This is a genomic window from Dactylosporangium sp. CA-233914 (genome assembly GCF_050942935.1).
In the GTDB taxonomy this organism is placed as follows: Bacteria; Actinomycetota; Actinomycetes; order Mycobacteriales; family Micromonosporaceae; genus Dactylosporangium.
The window spans coordinates 6,547,521-6,561,404 of the sequence record NZ_CP192030.1 but is presented as its reverse complement, the minus strand read 5'-3'; the positions used below and the strand labels follow the sequence as shown (position 1 = coordinate 6,561,404).

The following is a 13,884-nucleotide window of genomic DNA, read 5'->3' as shown; positions in this document are numbered from 1 at the left end:
TAGGGCTCACATCTCAGCTGACGGTGGGGCGGTCGGTGTGTGTCGTCCCGGCCGGCAACCTGACCCAGCCCAGAGCAAGGAGAGTGATGTGAGTAAGGAGTTCACGCGCCGCAACCTGCTGCGTATCGGCGCGTTGGCGGCCGCCGCCCCGGCCGTCATGACCCTCGCGCCAACCTCACCCGCGTTGGCGTCCGACGATGCCCCCGACCGGGGCGGCGCCGGAAGCAAGAACCCACGGCCGGGCTACGAGTCCCCGGACTGGCAGGTCAAGCCCTTCGCGCTGAACCAGGTCGCCTTGCACGACGGCATCTTCCAGCAGAAGCGCGACCGGATGCTCAACTACGCCCGCAACTACCCCGGCACCGGCGGGGTCTTCGACGGGCCGGACCGGATGCTGTACTCGTTCCGGGTCAATGCCGGTCTGCCCGCCCCGGGGACCTGGCCGGGCGGTTGGGACACCCCGACCCAACTGCTACGCGGCCACTTCAGCGGCCACTACATGTCGATGCTCGCGCAGTGTTGGGCCTCCACTGGTGAGGAGATCTTCCTCGACAAGCTCGACTACCTGGTCGAGGAGCTGGGCAAGTGTCAGAACGCGCTGGACGCCCGGCCGGTGGGTCGGGTCGCGGGCCGGGCGGGCAAGGCGCTACGGCTCAGCGACCCGCACCCCAACCAGTACGTCCAGCTCCCCGCCGGCATGCTGGCCGACGTCACGGACGTCACGATCGCGGCCTGGGTGAACCTCGGGGCAGCACAGAACAACGCCAAGATCTTCAGCTTCGGCGCCAGCGCCAACGTCCACCTCTCGCTGACCGCGCGGGTCTCGGCGACCAGCACCGGCCCACGTTTCGCGATCAGCAAGAGCGGCTCCAGCGGCGAGCAGGCGATCACCGCCAGCAGCCCGATCCCGGTCGGACAATGGGCGCACGTCGCGGTAACCCTCTCCGGTGGTGACGGCACCGGACGGCTCTACGTCAACGGGGTCCAGGCCGGCACGGCCGCCATCGCGTTGACCCCGGCGAGCCTCGGCGCCACCAGCCGCAACTACATCGGGCGGAGCCAGGGCGACGACCCGCTGCTGAACACAACCGTCGACGACTTCCGGATCTATCGCCGGGCCCTGGACGGGACCGAGGTGCAGGCGCTCACAGCCGAGAATCCGGATGCCCCGGCCGCGTCCGCGTCCGACCTGGTCGTCTGGTACCGCTTCGATGCCGAGGGCGAGACGGCCGGCGACCGCACGCCCAACCACCGGGACGCGACGATCATCGGCACCAGCTACCCCGGGTTCCTGGCCGCGTTTCCGGAGGGGCAGTTCAGCCGCATCGAGCCGCCGATGCTGCAGCCCAACAGCGGGCCGAACGCGGTCTGGGCGCCCTGGTACACCTGCCACAAAATCATGCGTGGACTGCTCAACGCGTACAACCTGACCGGCAATGAGGAGGCCCTCGGCATCGTCATGCGGATGGGCGACTGGGTCTGCCAACGGCTCAGCCGATACAGCCAGGCCGACGTCGACAAGATGTGGGACACCTACAGCGCCGGCGAGGCCGGGTCGATGAACGAGGTGATGGCGGAGCTCTCGGCGTTGGCCGACAGCCCGCAGATGAAGGCGCAGTATCTGGCGGCGGCGAAGAAGTTCACCTTCAGCACCCTCTTCACCGCCTCCATCGCCGAGCGCGACGTGCTCAACGGGCGCCACGCCAACCAGTACATGGCGCCGAACATCGGCTACCTGCGGATTTTTGAGCTGACCAGGGAGCAGGACTACCACACCGCGCCGAAGAACTTCTGGTCGATGGTGGTACCGCACCGCACCTTCAGCAACGGTGGCGCCGGGCGCAGCGAACACTTCGGCGCGCGCGACGTCATCACCAGCGGGTTCACCTCGTCGTCGGACCCGGCGCACGCCGAGTCCTGCTGCGTGTACAACATGCTGCGGCTGACCCGGAACCTCTTCTTCCACGACCCCGACCCGGCGTACATGGACTACTACGAGAAGGGCCTGCACAACCAGATCCTCAGCTCCCGCCACGACGTGGACAGCGTCACCGCCACCGAGGTGACCTACTACCAGAGCATGTGGCCGGGGCGCTCCCGCAAAATCAACAGCACCATCGAATACAGCCGCTACGGCGCCAACGGCAGCTGCTGCAACGGCACCGGCCTGGAGAACCACACGAAATACCAGGAGACGATCTATTTCAGCTCGGCCGACGAGTCGACGCTCTATGTCAACCTCTTCATCGCCTCGACCCTCACCTGGCCGGACCGCGGCTTCGTCGTCACCCAGGAGACCCGGTATCCAACCGAGGGGGCGAGCCGGCTGCGCTTCGACCGGGCCGGCGGGCAGTTGAAGGTCAAGCTGCGGGTGCCGTCGTGGGCAACGCAAGGCTACACCGTACGCGTCAACGGGCAACGCCAGCCGCTCGTGGCTAAGCCCGGCAGCTACGTCACGGTGGAGCGGCACTGGAGCACCGGCGACACGATCGACATCGAGATGCCCATGAGCTTCCGGGTGGAGCAGGCCATCGACAACAAGGCGATCCAGTCGATCATGTACGGCCCCAGCCTGATGGTGATCCTCGACGCGACCCCGAGCTACCGCGACCTCACCTTCTACCGCGAGCTCAAGCTCAACGGCGATCTGGCGAGCTCGATCAAGCCGACCGGGGCGCCGATGCAGTTCACCACGCACGGCTACACGCTGCGGCCGTACTACGTCTCCGACCCGGTGCCCGGCCAGTACGACGCGTATCACCCGTACGTGCGGCGGGTCGAGCCCGAGGTGGTCTTCGGCTCGCACGGCTCCGGTGTGCCCAACGACACCGTACGCGACCGGGACGGCATGACCTTCCTCGACCGGGTCTGGGCAGAGGCGCCGTTCGTCAGATACTCGCAGTTCTTCCAACGGGTACAGCAGGTTTCGGCGGAGTGGGTCACCGCCGGCCGGTACACCGATGCGCAGCGGCAGGGGATCCTCGCCGCCGCCGCCCAAGCGCAGGGCGACCTGGACGACACCGTGCCCGTCACGGTCACCGTGCAGCCCCGGTCGATCGCCGGCCAGGCCTACCTCGCCGTGCAGGTGCGTAACGACCATGACTCGGCGGTGGACATCGCCGTCGAGACCCTCTACGGCGACCGCACGTTCGCGGCTGTCGCCCCGGGGGCCAATGCCTACCAGTCCTTTGCCGTCCGCGCCGCGACCGTTCCGGCCGGCGCTGTCATCGTCCGCGCTATCGGCATCGTCGGCGGCAAGAGCGTCACAACCACCATCACCGCCGAATACGGTGCCTTCTCGCTTTAGGAGCAACCATGAACGCACGCGTCCGTATCCATCTGGCCACCGCGGCCGGGGTGCTGGCCGGTATCGCCGCCGTTCATGGCGTCGCGGCCGCCGACCCCGGGGACTCAAGCGACGTCCAGGTGACCGTCGACATCCCCGTGATCCACCAGCCCGGCGTCCTGGCCCTCAGCGTCGCCGCCAACGCGGTCAACCTGGCGGAGAACGGCTCCACCGCCCTGGTGCGCCAGTTCACCGGCACCCTGCCGACGGTCACCGTCACCGACACCCGTACCACGCAGGAGATCCCGGCCGGGGCGAGCTGGGCGGTGCTGGGCACGTCCAGCGACTTCACCGGCACCGCGGGGCAGCCCGCGATCACCGCCGGTCACCTCGGCTGGAAGCCGCGCCTGATCGACGGCGGCGAGACCGGCCAGGTGACCGAGGGTGAGGAGGTCGTGACCGTCCTGGACGACCCGACGCAGCCGGGCAACAACGTCGGCCTCAAGGACCAGGAGCTGCTGGTCTCCACGTACGACTCGGCGGCGGTCACCGGCGGCTCGTACGACGTGAACGCCGACCTCTACCTGCGCACCCCCGGGGACGTCGCGGCCGGCTCCTACCACGCGACCATCACGCTGTCCCTGTTCGAGTAATGTCCGGCCAGGACCGCGGTAGTGCTCGCCGCGGTCCTGGCCGTCCCCGTCACCGCCGAGGCGCGTCGTACGGCACCCCGGCCTGTTTGAAGATCAGCGCGACGCTGCCGTTGCGCGGGTCCCAGAGGTCCTCGTTCTGCCTGAGCGCCTCGAGGTACCGCTGCCGCGCCGGCCCGTCGGGGATCGCCAGCAGCAGCGCACCCCAGTCGGACCGGGCGGTGTGGATGTGCGCGACGGGCGCGATGGCGAGCGCGGCGGGCAGCAGCCGCTCGGGGTCCTCGACGCGGGCGATCGCCGCCGCCACGAGCGAGAACCGGATCCGCATCGGGATCTGCGGCGGCCGGTGCGTGAACCAGTCGTCGGTCGCCGCCGGATCCCGCAGCGCGGCGAGGATCTCGTCGGTGGCGGCCGGGTCGCCGGCGAGCGCGGGCGCCAGCGCAGCACAGGCCCGCACGCCGGGGTGCGGGTCCCGCAGGTAGGCGCGCGGCGCTCCCCCGAGGTCCCCGATCGCCAGCACCAGGGCGGCCCGCGCGTCCACTCCGGCCCGGCCGGCGGCCGCGTCGATCTGCTCGATGACCTCGGCGGCCCGGCCCGGCGGGCAGGAAGCCCCGATCGCGTGCGCGGCCGCGGCACGGACCTCGGGCTGCGGGTCCCCGAGCGCCGCGATGGCCGCGGCGAGCACGGTGGGCACGACGTCGATGCAGTCCTGGATGGCTCGCGCGTACACCGCGTTGCCGAGCACCTCGTCGCCGTAGATACCTGCGAGGTCCTCGTCGTCGGGGTCGGCCAGCACCTCGGCGAGCGCGGCGTCGACGTCGTATCCGTCCGGCGGCGCGAGCTGGCCCAGGTCGCCTCCGAACGACCGCCCGGCCTCGGCCACCGCGGCGAGGAAGTTCAGCAGGTTGGCCCGGTCGCCGGCAGCCAGGCGCGGGTCCCCGACCAGCCCGGCGACGACGACGGCCACGGGTGCGGTGGCGGTCCACGGCGTGCCCTGATGGATGATCGCGCCCCACAGATGCGAGAACGCCGCCTGCCGCGCCGCGGCGTCCCCGCCGGCCAGCGCCGCGAGATGCCCGGGCGTGTCAGTGGCCCGGCCGTAGGCGTGCAACAGCTTCGCGTACTCCCCCGCGTCAACCTCGATCACGAAGGGCAACCTACACCGCGACGGCGGTGAAACCCTCGCCGCCGCCGGTGCACTCGTCAGCCGAAAAGTGACAGTCGTATGACAAGCTCGATCTTGGGATACCTGGCCTTTCGGCCGCCAGGCTGATCGGAGAGCCGGCTCACTTGACATGGACCTTGGTTCAAGTCGAAGCATGGGCGGCATGAGGGACATCGGGCGGGCCCTGGTCGTCGGGGCGACGGGGAACATCGGGCGGGTCGCGGCCGGACTGCTGCGCGAACGTGGCGTGGCGGTGCGGGGGCTGGCCCGGGACGCGAGCGGACTGCCGGACGGCGTCAGCGCCGACGTGCGGGACCTGGCGGCGCCGCGCCGGGCCGCCGAGGGTGTCGACGCGCTGCTGCCGTCCATGACCGAACCGGGACACGCGGGCCGCGTGTACGTCCTGAGTGGACCGTCGGCGATCACCCAGGCCGAACAGGTACGCGTGCTCGGTGCGACCGCGCAGGAGATCGGGCGCGAGGAGGCCCGCGCGGGCATGCTCGCCTGGGCTGACCCGGCGTTCGCCGACTCGGCGCTGGACTATTGGGCGTCGCTTGTGGACAGCCCGGAGCCGGTCACCGGCACCGTGCGGGAGCTGACCGGGCGCCCGGTGCGGACGTTCGCGCAGTGGGCCCGCGACCACGCCGGCGACTTCCGGACCGAGGCGCTGTAAGTTTCGCGATTCTTTGACGTGAGTCGATGACTGGCCTAGCCTCCGTGGGGAAAGCGTTTTCCTGAAGGAGGGGACCATGCACCGGTACCTTCGTGTGCTCGCGACCGCGGTCCTCGCGGCGGGCGCGGGCACCCTCGCGAGCACGGCACCCGCCGGCGCGGCCGCGGCCACGCTGTACGTGGCGCCCGGCGGCTCCGACGCCAACGCCGGCACTTTGACCGCCCCGCTGGCCACGATCCAGAAGGCGGTCGGCCTCGTGGCCGCGGGCGGGACGATCGCCGTGCGCGGCGGGACGTACGCGCTGGCCACGAACATCCAGATCACCAGGAGCGGCACCGCCTCGGCGCCGATCACCCTCACGAATTACAACAGCGAGAAGGTGCTCGTCGACGCCGAGGCGCTGCCCTACACCCCGGGCGCCGTCGGCTCGACCATCCCCAGTGGACAGCGCGGCGCGATCCACATGGAGGCGTCGTACTGGCGCATCGCCGGGCTGGAGATCGTCCACGGCCCGTACGCGGTCTACTGCAACAACTGTAACAACAACACGTTCGAGCGACTGTCCACCCACGACAACTACGAGACCGGGTTCCAGCTGCAGGGCACGTCGGCCGGCAACCAGATCCTCAACCTCGACAGCTACAACAACCGCGACCCGCGCAAGAACGGCGAGAGCGCCGACGGCCTGGGCATCAAGGAGGGCGGCGGGTCCGGCAACGTGGTGCGCGGCGCCCGGCTGTGGAACAACATCGACGACGGCCTCGACCTGTGGATGTTCACCTCGCCGGTGACAATCGTCAACACCGTCGCGTACGGCAACGGGTACAATCGCTGGAGCATCCCGAACTTCTCGGGCGACGGCAACGGCTTCAAGCTCGGCGGCAGCGGCGGCACCGGCCCGGCCGCCGACCACAGCGTCACCAACAGCATGTCCTGGGGCAACGCCGCGCACGGCTACACCGACAACGGCAACACCGGCACGATCACGCTCGGCCGCGACACCGCGTGGAACAACGCCAAGACCGGCTTCGACTTCGACGGCGGCTCCCGCTCGAAGCTGACCGCGAACCTGGCGGTGGGCAACAAGACCGCGGTGGCGCTGGGCTCCTCGACGGCAACGGGCAACTCGTGGAACATCGGCGGCTCCTGGCCACTGCGGAGCACCGACCCGTCCACCGTCACCGGTCCGCGCCAGGCCGACGGCTCGATCCCCACGTCGGCCTTCCTGGTCCCCACGAGCGGCCAGGCGATCGGCGCCAAAATCTGATCCGGAGCCGGCGGGGCGGCGTGTCGCGGCAGCCGACGGCCGTGCGGAGGATCGCGACCAGGGCGAGCGGCACGAGGACGGGGCATCGCCCGACGACAGCTGGGGCGATTCGTTAGGCGACGCCCGGCGCGGGTAGCCGGTGGTGCATGAAGGCTGTTGTGTACGAGGGACCGCGGCGGGTCGCGGTCAAGGACGTTCCCGAGCCGGCGATTCAGGCGCCGACTGACGCGATCGTGCGGGTCACGACCACGAACATCTGCGGGTCGGACCTGCACATGTACGAGGGGCGGACCTCCGTGGAGGAGGGCAAGATCCTCGGGCACGAGAACATGGGGGTGGTCGAGGCGGTCGGGGATGCGGTGACGCGTGTGAAGGTCGGGGACCGCGTGTCGGCGCCGTTCAACATCGCCTGCGGCACCTGCCGGAACTGCATCTCCGGCTGGACCAGCTTCTGCCTGCGGGTCAACCCCATCGACGGGGTGGACGGGGCCGCCTACGGGTACGCGAACATGGGGCCGTACGACGGCGGCCAGGCCGAGTTCCTGCGCGTGCCGTACGCCGATTTCAACCTGCTCGAGCTGCCGCCCGGCAACGAGCACGAGCAGGACTTCACGATGCTGTCCGACATCTTCCCGACCGGCTGGCACGGCACCGAGCTGGCCGGGATGCAGCCGGGTGACCGGGTTGCCGTGTTCGGGGCGGGGCCGGTGGGGCTGCTCGCCGCGCACAGCGCGATGATCCGCGGCGCGTCCGAGGTGTTCGTCGTCGACAAGGAGAAGGACCGGCTCGACCTGGCGGTGAAGATCGGGGCGACGCCCGTCGACTTCGGCCGCGGTGACCCGGTCGAGCAGATCCTCGACACCACCAGGGGGCGCGGCGTGGAGTGCGGCGTCGAGGCCGTGGGCTACCAGGCGCACGACCCGCACGGCGAGGAGCACCCCGAGCTGGTGCTGGACAACCTCGTGAAGGTCGTACGCGCGACCGGCGGGATCGGGGTCGTGGGCGTCTACGTCCCCGAGGACCCCGGCGCCGCGTCCGACCCGGCCAAGCAGGGCCGGATCGCCTTCGACTTCGGGACGTTGTTCAGCAAGGGGCAGCGGATGGGCACGGGGCAGTGCCCGGTCATGCGCTACAACCGCCATCTGCGCGACCTCATCATCACCGGCCGCGCGCAGCCGTCGTTCCTCGTGTCCCACGAGCTGCCGCTCAACGAGGCGGCCGACGGCTACGAGCACTTCGACCGGCGCGACGGCGGCTGGACCAAGGTCCTGCTCCACCCGTGAGGACGAGAATCCTGCTCCACCCGTGAGGCACCGGTGGGCCGCGACCCCGCCGCACCCGTCGGCTGCGGCGCCGGTCCGATCTGCCTGCCACGCTACAGCACGCCGCCTAATCGATCATGCAAAAACGTCCGAGCGTAACCGGCCCATCGCGATGCGGCCATAGTACCCGCGGACGGTGACTCTACAGGCGGAAGCGGCCCACCTCGCGCTGGAGGTCGGTGGCGAGGTGCGACAGCTCCGTGACCGTGGCGTCGGCCTCGGCGAGGGTGGTGGACGTCGCCTGGGCGGCCTGCGCCACCCCGGCGATGTTGCCGGCGATGTTCGTCGCGCCGCCGGCCGCCTCGCCCACGCTGCGGGTCATCTCGGCCGTGGTCGCGGACTGCTCCTCGACCGCCGAGGCGATCGTCAGCTGGTAGTCGTTGATCCGGGCGATGATGCGGCTGATCTCGCCGATCGCCTCGACCGCGTTGCCGGTGTCGGCCTGGATCGCCTCGACGCGCCGGGAGATGTCCTCGGTCGCCCGCGCGGTCTCCTGCGCCAGCTCCTTGACCTCGTTCGCGACGACCGCGAAGCCCTTGCCCGCCTCACCGGCCCGGGCCGCCTCGATGGTCGCGTTCAGCGCGAGCAGGTTGGTCTGCTCGGCGATCGAGGTGATCACCTTGACCACGTTGCCGATCTCCGCCGAGGATTCGCCGAGCTTCGACACCGTCTCGTTCGTGGACTGGGCCACGCCGACGGCCTGCGCGGCCACCTGGGCCGCCTCGCCGGAGTTGCGGGCGATCTCGCGGATCGACGCGCCCATCTCCTCGGCGCCGGCCGCGACCGTCTGCACGTTGTGCGACACCTCGTCGGCCGCGCCCGCGGCCACGTCGGACTGGCGGGCCGCCTCCTGCGCGTTGGCGGCGATGCGGCCGCTGACCGTGGTGAGCTGCTGCGAGCTGTCGCCGAGGGTCTGCGACCCGTTCATGATCGCCTGTACGGTGTGCCGCAGGCCCTCCCGCGCGTCGTTGACCGCCGCGGCCATCGCGCCGAGCTCGTCGCGGGTGTAGACCTCGGCGGGTTTGGTCAGGTCGGCCGCGGCGAGCGCGTTCAGCGCCGAGGAGACGCTGTCGAGCTGGCGGCGCAGGATGCGCGACACCCACGCGCCGGCCAGCAGGGCCAGCGCGAGCCCGCCGACGAGCAGGACGATGACGTACAGGCGGGCCCGGGTGTACTGCTGCTCGCCCGCGGTCGCCGTGGCGTCGGCCTCCTGGTTCTCCATCGTCTGCAGTTCCTCGACCGAGCTCGCGACGGTGTTCTCCAGCTTCGTGGACACCGGCACGATCTGGTCGGGGGCCGGCAGGGTGTACCCGGCGGGCGGCGCCTGGTTGAACAGCGTCACGTTGCGTATGGTCCGATACTGGTTCAGGCTGTCCACGGCAGTCGCCAGCACGGCCAGCCGCGCGTCGGAGCCGGCCGCGAGGCTGCGGTAGGCGGCCACGGCCTTGTCGACGCGCTGGTCGGCGGCGAGCGCGGCGTCGCGGTACGGCCCGGCCTGATCGGTCGCGCCCCGGGCGGCGAACAGGGAGTACAGCAGCGAGTTGCGATACATGTCGGCCTGGCCCGCGCGCAGCTCGGTGACCTGGTGGGAGCTCGCGAGGTGGCGGTCCTTCATGTCCCGCAGGTCCGAGTTGAGCCGCGACATCCGCACCAGCGACAGGACGCCGACGGCGGCGGCGACCGCCGTCACCAGCAGTACGACCAGAAACGCCTTTGTGGTGACCCCGCGGTCGGCGACCGCTGCGGTGAGCCGCCCGCGCGCGACCGTAACCTGAACACCCCGCTGCTGTGACACCGGACCGACCCCCTCGTCCACTGGCGCACCGCGCCGATGGACATATCGGCGGGCGTCGGCGGGAGATGAGGGGTGTCAGCGCTTGAGCTGGCGCCGGCCGAAGCCAAGATATGCTCATACCCATTCGAATACTGATCTCGCGTCGCTGGCATGCTGGAGCCCATGTCTGACGAGGTCATCGTGGTCACGCCGCCCGACGAGCCGCCGGCGTGGTGGGACGCGGCGCTGTTCCTGGCCGGTCCGACGCCGCGCCGCCCGGACGTCGCGAGCTGGCGGCCCGGGGCGATCGAGCACCTGCGCCGCACGTGGAGCGGCGGCCGCCTGGTGGTCTTCTCCCCCGAGCCGGCGACCGGGGTCGTGCCCGATTACCTGGGGCAGATCGGCTGGGAGGAGTCCGGCCTGCACCTGGCCGACCGCATCGTCTTCTGGGTGCCGCGCGAGCTGAGCACCATGCCCGCGTTCACGACCAACGTCGAGTGGGGCACGTGGCACCGCGGCGGCAAGGCCGTCTTCGGCGCCCCGCGGGACGCCCCGCGCAACCGCTACCTCATCGCGGGCGCCCACGCCGAGCACGTCCCCGTCGCCGCCTCACTGCCCGAGACCCTCGACCTCGCGCTCGCCGGCCTGGCACCGGGTGCGCGCCGGTCCGGCGGCGAGCGGGAGGTGCCGCTGCAGGTGTGGCGGACGAGCAGCTTCCAGCAGTGGTACCGCGCTCAGGCCGCCGCCGGCAACGAGCTGCTCGGCGCCCGGGTCGAGTGGGTGTTCCGGCGCGGCCCGGGTCGCCGGTCGGTGGTGTACTGGGCGCTGCTGACCCGAATCCGGGTCGCCGCCGAGGACCGGGTCAAGGCCGGGCAGGTCGTCCTGTCCCGGGCGGATTTGGCCGCCGTCGTGCTGTACCGACGCGGGAAGACGCTCGACGAGACCCTGGTGGTGCTGGTCCGCGAGTTCCGCTCGACGGCGGCGACGGCGGACGGCTTCGTGCACGAGCTGCCGGGCGGCGCGGGCCCGGACGGTGTCGCACCGCTCGACCAGGCCGCGGCCGAGGTCGGCGAGGAGACCGGGCTCGCGCTGCCGGCCTCGAGGCTGCGGGCCCACGGCAGCCGCCAGGTCGCCGCCACCCTGTCGGCCCACCGCGCCCACCTGTTCTCGGCGGAGCTGACCGGCGCCGAGGTCGAGTCGCTGCGCGCCGCGGCCGGCACCCCGTTCGGCGACCACGCGACGTCGGAGCGGACCTGGGTCGAGCTGCACACCTACGCGGCGATCCGCGCCGGCGACCTGGTCGACTGGCCGACGCTGGGCATGCTCGCCCAGGTTCTCGCCGAGGTCAGTGCCGCAGCAGCAGGTTGACGGCGACGGTGCACACCACGGAAAGCAGCAGCGATCCGACGATCATCAGCAGGCACCCCAGTGCGCCACCCAGCGGACGCACCTCCACATTGCCGATTCGCATGACCTCCTTGTACCCGCCGCGCGGCGGGAACACCCCGGGTTGGGCGTCAGTGGAGGTATTCGAGCTCCGGGAACGCGCGCCGGTAGCCGTCCAGCAGGCGCCGGGCGATGGCGGGCGAGCCGACGAGTGGATGAGCGGCGAACGCGCGCAGCGCCGCGTCCGCCGAGCCGGTCGCCGCGGCCCGCAGGACCTCGCGTTCGCTGGCCTTCACGGCGGCGGTGAGCGCGGCCGCGCCGGGGTCGAGCGGGGACACCGGCAGGGGGTGCGCTCCCCCGGAGTCGACGCGGCAGGGGACCTCGACGACGGCGTCGGGGTCGAGGTGGGGCAGGGTGCCGCGGTTGCGGACGTTGAGGATGAGCCGGGCCTCCCCGCGGCCGGCCAGGGCCCGCATCAGGGCCAGGGCCACGTCCTCGTAGCCGCCGGCGACGGTCTGGTCGCGCTCGCCGTCGCGGGCCTCGGCCATGTAGGTCGCGTCGCGCTCCGCCCGCACACCGTCCCAGGTGGACAGGGGGTCGCGGGCCTCGTCGAGCAGCAGGCGGTACAACTCCTGCTGTTGCTGCTGGAGGAACTCCCCGCGCGTCGGGCCGGTGGGCACGGACGGGTGCTCGTAGTAGTGCAGGTATTCGTTCGGGACCGGCTCGCCGCGCAGCAGGTCGGTGCCGTCGCGGTACACGTGGCGGAGCCAGCCGAGGTGGTTCAGGCCGGCGTAGTCGAAGTCGAGGGTGTCCGGGTCGGCGCCGAGCGCGTGCGCGACCTCGCGGCACAGTCCGGCCGGCGAGTCGCAGATGCCGATGACCCGCTCGCCGAGGTGCCCGGCCATCGCCTCGGTGACCAGGCCGGCCGGGTTGGTGAAGTTGACGACCCACGCCTGCGGCGCGATCGCGGCGATCCGCCGGGCGAGGGCGGTGACGACCGGGACGGTCCGCAGGCCGTACGAGATCCCGCCGGCCCCGACCGTCTCCTGGCCGAGCACGCCCTCGGCGATGGCGATCCGCTCGTCCAGGACGCGCCCGGCGAGCCCGTGCACCCGGATCGCCGAGAACACGAAGTCCGCGCCGGCCAGCGCCTCGTCCAGGTCGGTGGTGGCGGTGACCGCCGGGGCCGCGGGCGCCCGCTCGGCCTGGGCGGCGAGGACCCGGCGGATCGCGGCGAGCCGGCCGGGGTCGCGGTCGTGCAGCACGACGTCGCCGATGACCGGGTCGCCGAGCAGCGCCCGGTAGATGAGCGGTACCCGGAACCCGCCGCCGCCGAGGATCGCCAGGCGCATGTCAGGCGGCGTCCGGCAGGCGGTCGATGGTCGCACCGGCGCGGCGGGCCAGGCGCAGGTCGCCGGCCGGGATGAGATCCTCCAGGAAGCCGTACTCTCCCCCGAGCGGCCCGGGCCGCTGCGCGCCCCACCACGCGGCGATGTCGGCCCAGCCGGGCGCGGACAGCGAGCCGCCGAAGTGCCGCACCGACAGGGCGGCGACGAGGTTGGCGAAGACGAGCCGCTGCCGCAGCGGCAGCCCCCACAGCGTCGCGGCGATGAAGCCGGCGTTGAACACGTCGCCGGCGCCGGTCGGGTCCAGGGCCTCCACGGGCACGGCCGGCGCGCTGGCGACCTGCCCGGTCGCCGCGTCGATGGCGAGGGCGCCGTCCGCGCCGCAGGTCACCACGGCCAGCGGCACCCGCTCGGCGAGGCGGTGCAGGGCCTCGCGCGGGGTCGCCGTGCGCGTGTAGCGCATCGCCTCGACCGCGTTGGGCAGGAAGGCGTGGCAGTCCTCGAGCAGGTCGAGGGCGGCGGCGGGCCAGGCGGCGGTGTCGTCCCAGCCCACGTTGGCGAAGACCAGGGTGCCGGCCCGGGCGGCGCGGCGCACCCACGCCTGCCGCCCGCCGGTGAGGCTGACCGCGGCGGCCGTGGCGGCGGGCAGCTCGCCGACGAGACCGTCGGCGCCGACCGGCGCCGGGTGGCCGTGGGTGATCATGCTGCGATCGCGCTCGTACGCGAGCGACACCGTGACCGGCGAGTGCCAGTCCGCGAAGCAGCGCGACGGGCCCAGGTCGATGCCCTGCTCGCGCAGGACCTCGCGGCAGAACTCGCCGTACGCGTCGGTGCTGAACGCCGCCCCGAGGCCGGTGTTCAGGCCGAGGCGGGCGGCCGCGACGGCGAGGTTCGCGATGCCGCCCGGGGACGAGCCCATGCCCGGTGCCCACGTCTCCTCGCCCGGCCGCGGCAGCCGCGGCAGGCCGGTGAACACGATGTCCAGGAACACGTCACCCGACACGAACAGGTCCAT

At 71.9% G+C, this 13,884-nt stretch carries 11 protein-coding genes; 6 read left to right on the top strand and 5 right to left on the bottom strand.

Going from position 1 to position 13,884, the window contains the following annotated elements:
- Positions 1-88: 88 nt before the first annotated feature.
- Positions 89-3,307 carry a beta-L-arabinofuranosidase domain-containing protein gene (locus ACQPY0_RS29340; RefSeq protein WP_432967262.1) on the top strand — a complete coding sequence of 1,073 codons (3,219 nt, stop codon included), beginning with the start codon at positions 89-91 and terminating at the stop codon, positions 3,305-3,307.
- Positions 3,308-3,315: 8 nt separating this feature from the next.
- Entirely contained in the window at positions 3,316-3,939 is a 624-nt protein-coding gene (locus tag ACQPY0_RS29335; RefSeq protein WP_432967259.1) for a hypothetical protein, read from the top strand.
- Positions 3,940-3,988: 49 nt separating this feature from the next.
- Here ACQPY0_RS29335 and ACQPY0_RS29330 read toward each other — a convergent pair whose 3' ends face one another.
- Positions 3,989-5,083, bottom strand: coding sequence for a hypothetical protein (locus tag ACQPY0_RS29330; RefSeq protein ID WP_432994900.1), 1,095 nt, complete (start codon positions 5,081-5,083; stop codon positions 3,989-3,991).
- Between the two features lie 181 nt (positions 5,084-5,264).
- Between ACQPY0_RS29330 and ACQPY0_RS29325 the strand changes: the two genes are divergently transcribed.
- The 3 genes from ACQPY0_RS29325 to ACQPY0_RS29315 all read left to right on the top strand — a co-directional run bounded on the left by ACQPY0_RS29325 (position 5,265) and on the right by ACQPY0_RS29315 (position 8,324).
- Complete coding sequence (locus ACQPY0_RS29325) at positions 5,265-5,774, top strand: hypothetical protein (RefSeq protein WP_432994898.1); 510 nt, start codon at positions 5,265-5,267, stop codon at positions 5,772-5,774.
- A 76-nt stretch (positions 5,775-5,850) separates the two neighbouring features.
- Positions 5,851-7,041, top strand: a complete 1,191-nt coding sequence (locus ACQPY0_RS29320; protein WP_432994896.1) for a right-handed parallel beta-helix repeat-containing protein — start codon at positions 5,851-5,853, stop codon at positions 7,039-7,041.
- Positions 7,042-7,187: 146 nt separating this feature from the next.
- A complete protein-coding gene (locus tag ACQPY0_RS29315; RefSeq protein ID WP_432994894.1) occupies positions 7,188-8,324 on the top strand; it encodes a glutathione-independent formaldehyde dehydrogenase in 1,137 nt (378 codons plus the stop codon).
- A gap of 181 nt (positions 8,325-8,505) precedes the next feature.
- Here the strand turns inward: ACQPY0_RS29315 and ACQPY0_RS29310 are convergent, their stop codons facing one another.
- On the bottom strand, positions 8,506-10,179 hold the full coding sequence (locus ACQPY0_RS29310; protein ID WP_432994892.1) for a methyl-accepting chemotaxis protein: 1,674 nt from the start codon (positions 10,177-10,179) through the stop codon (positions 8,506-8,508).
- A 141-nt stretch (positions 10,180-10,320) separates the two neighbouring features.
- Here ACQPY0_RS29310 and ACQPY0_RS29305 point away from each other — a divergent pair, with 141 nt between their 5' ends.
- Positions 10,321-11,505 carry a nucleoside 2-deoxyribosyltransferase domain-containing protein gene (locus tag ACQPY0_RS29305; protein WP_432994890.1) on the top strand — a complete coding sequence of 395 codons (1,185 nt, stop codon included), beginning with the start codon at positions 10,321-10,323 and terminating at the stop codon, positions 11,503-11,505.
- Here ACQPY0_RS29305 and ACQPY0_RS29300 read toward each other — a convergent pair.
- The 3 genes from ACQPY0_RS29300 to ACQPY0_RS29290 are packed head-to-tail and all read right to left on the bottom strand — an operon-like array spanning position 11,483 to position 13,884.
- Entirely contained in the window at positions 11,483-11,608 is a 126-nt protein-coding gene (locus ACQPY0_RS29300; RefSeq protein ID WP_432994888.1) for a hypothetical protein, read from the bottom strand. The genes ACQPY0_RS29305 and ACQPY0_RS29300 overlap by 23 nt on opposite strands.
- A 46-nt stretch (positions 11,609-11,654) precedes the next feature.
- The gene (locus ACQPY0_RS29295; RefSeq protein ID WP_432994886.1) at positions 11,655-12,875 is read right to left on the bottom strand and encodes a 6-phospho-beta-glucosidase; all 1,221 of its coding nucleotides are present in this window, start codon (positions 12,873-12,875) and stop codon (positions 11,655-11,657) included.
- A 1-nt stretch (position 12,876) separates the two neighbouring features.
- Entirely contained in the window at positions 12,877-13,884 is a 1,008-nt protein-coding gene (locus ACQPY0_RS29290) for a carbohydrate kinase family protein (protein WP_432994884.1), read from the bottom strand.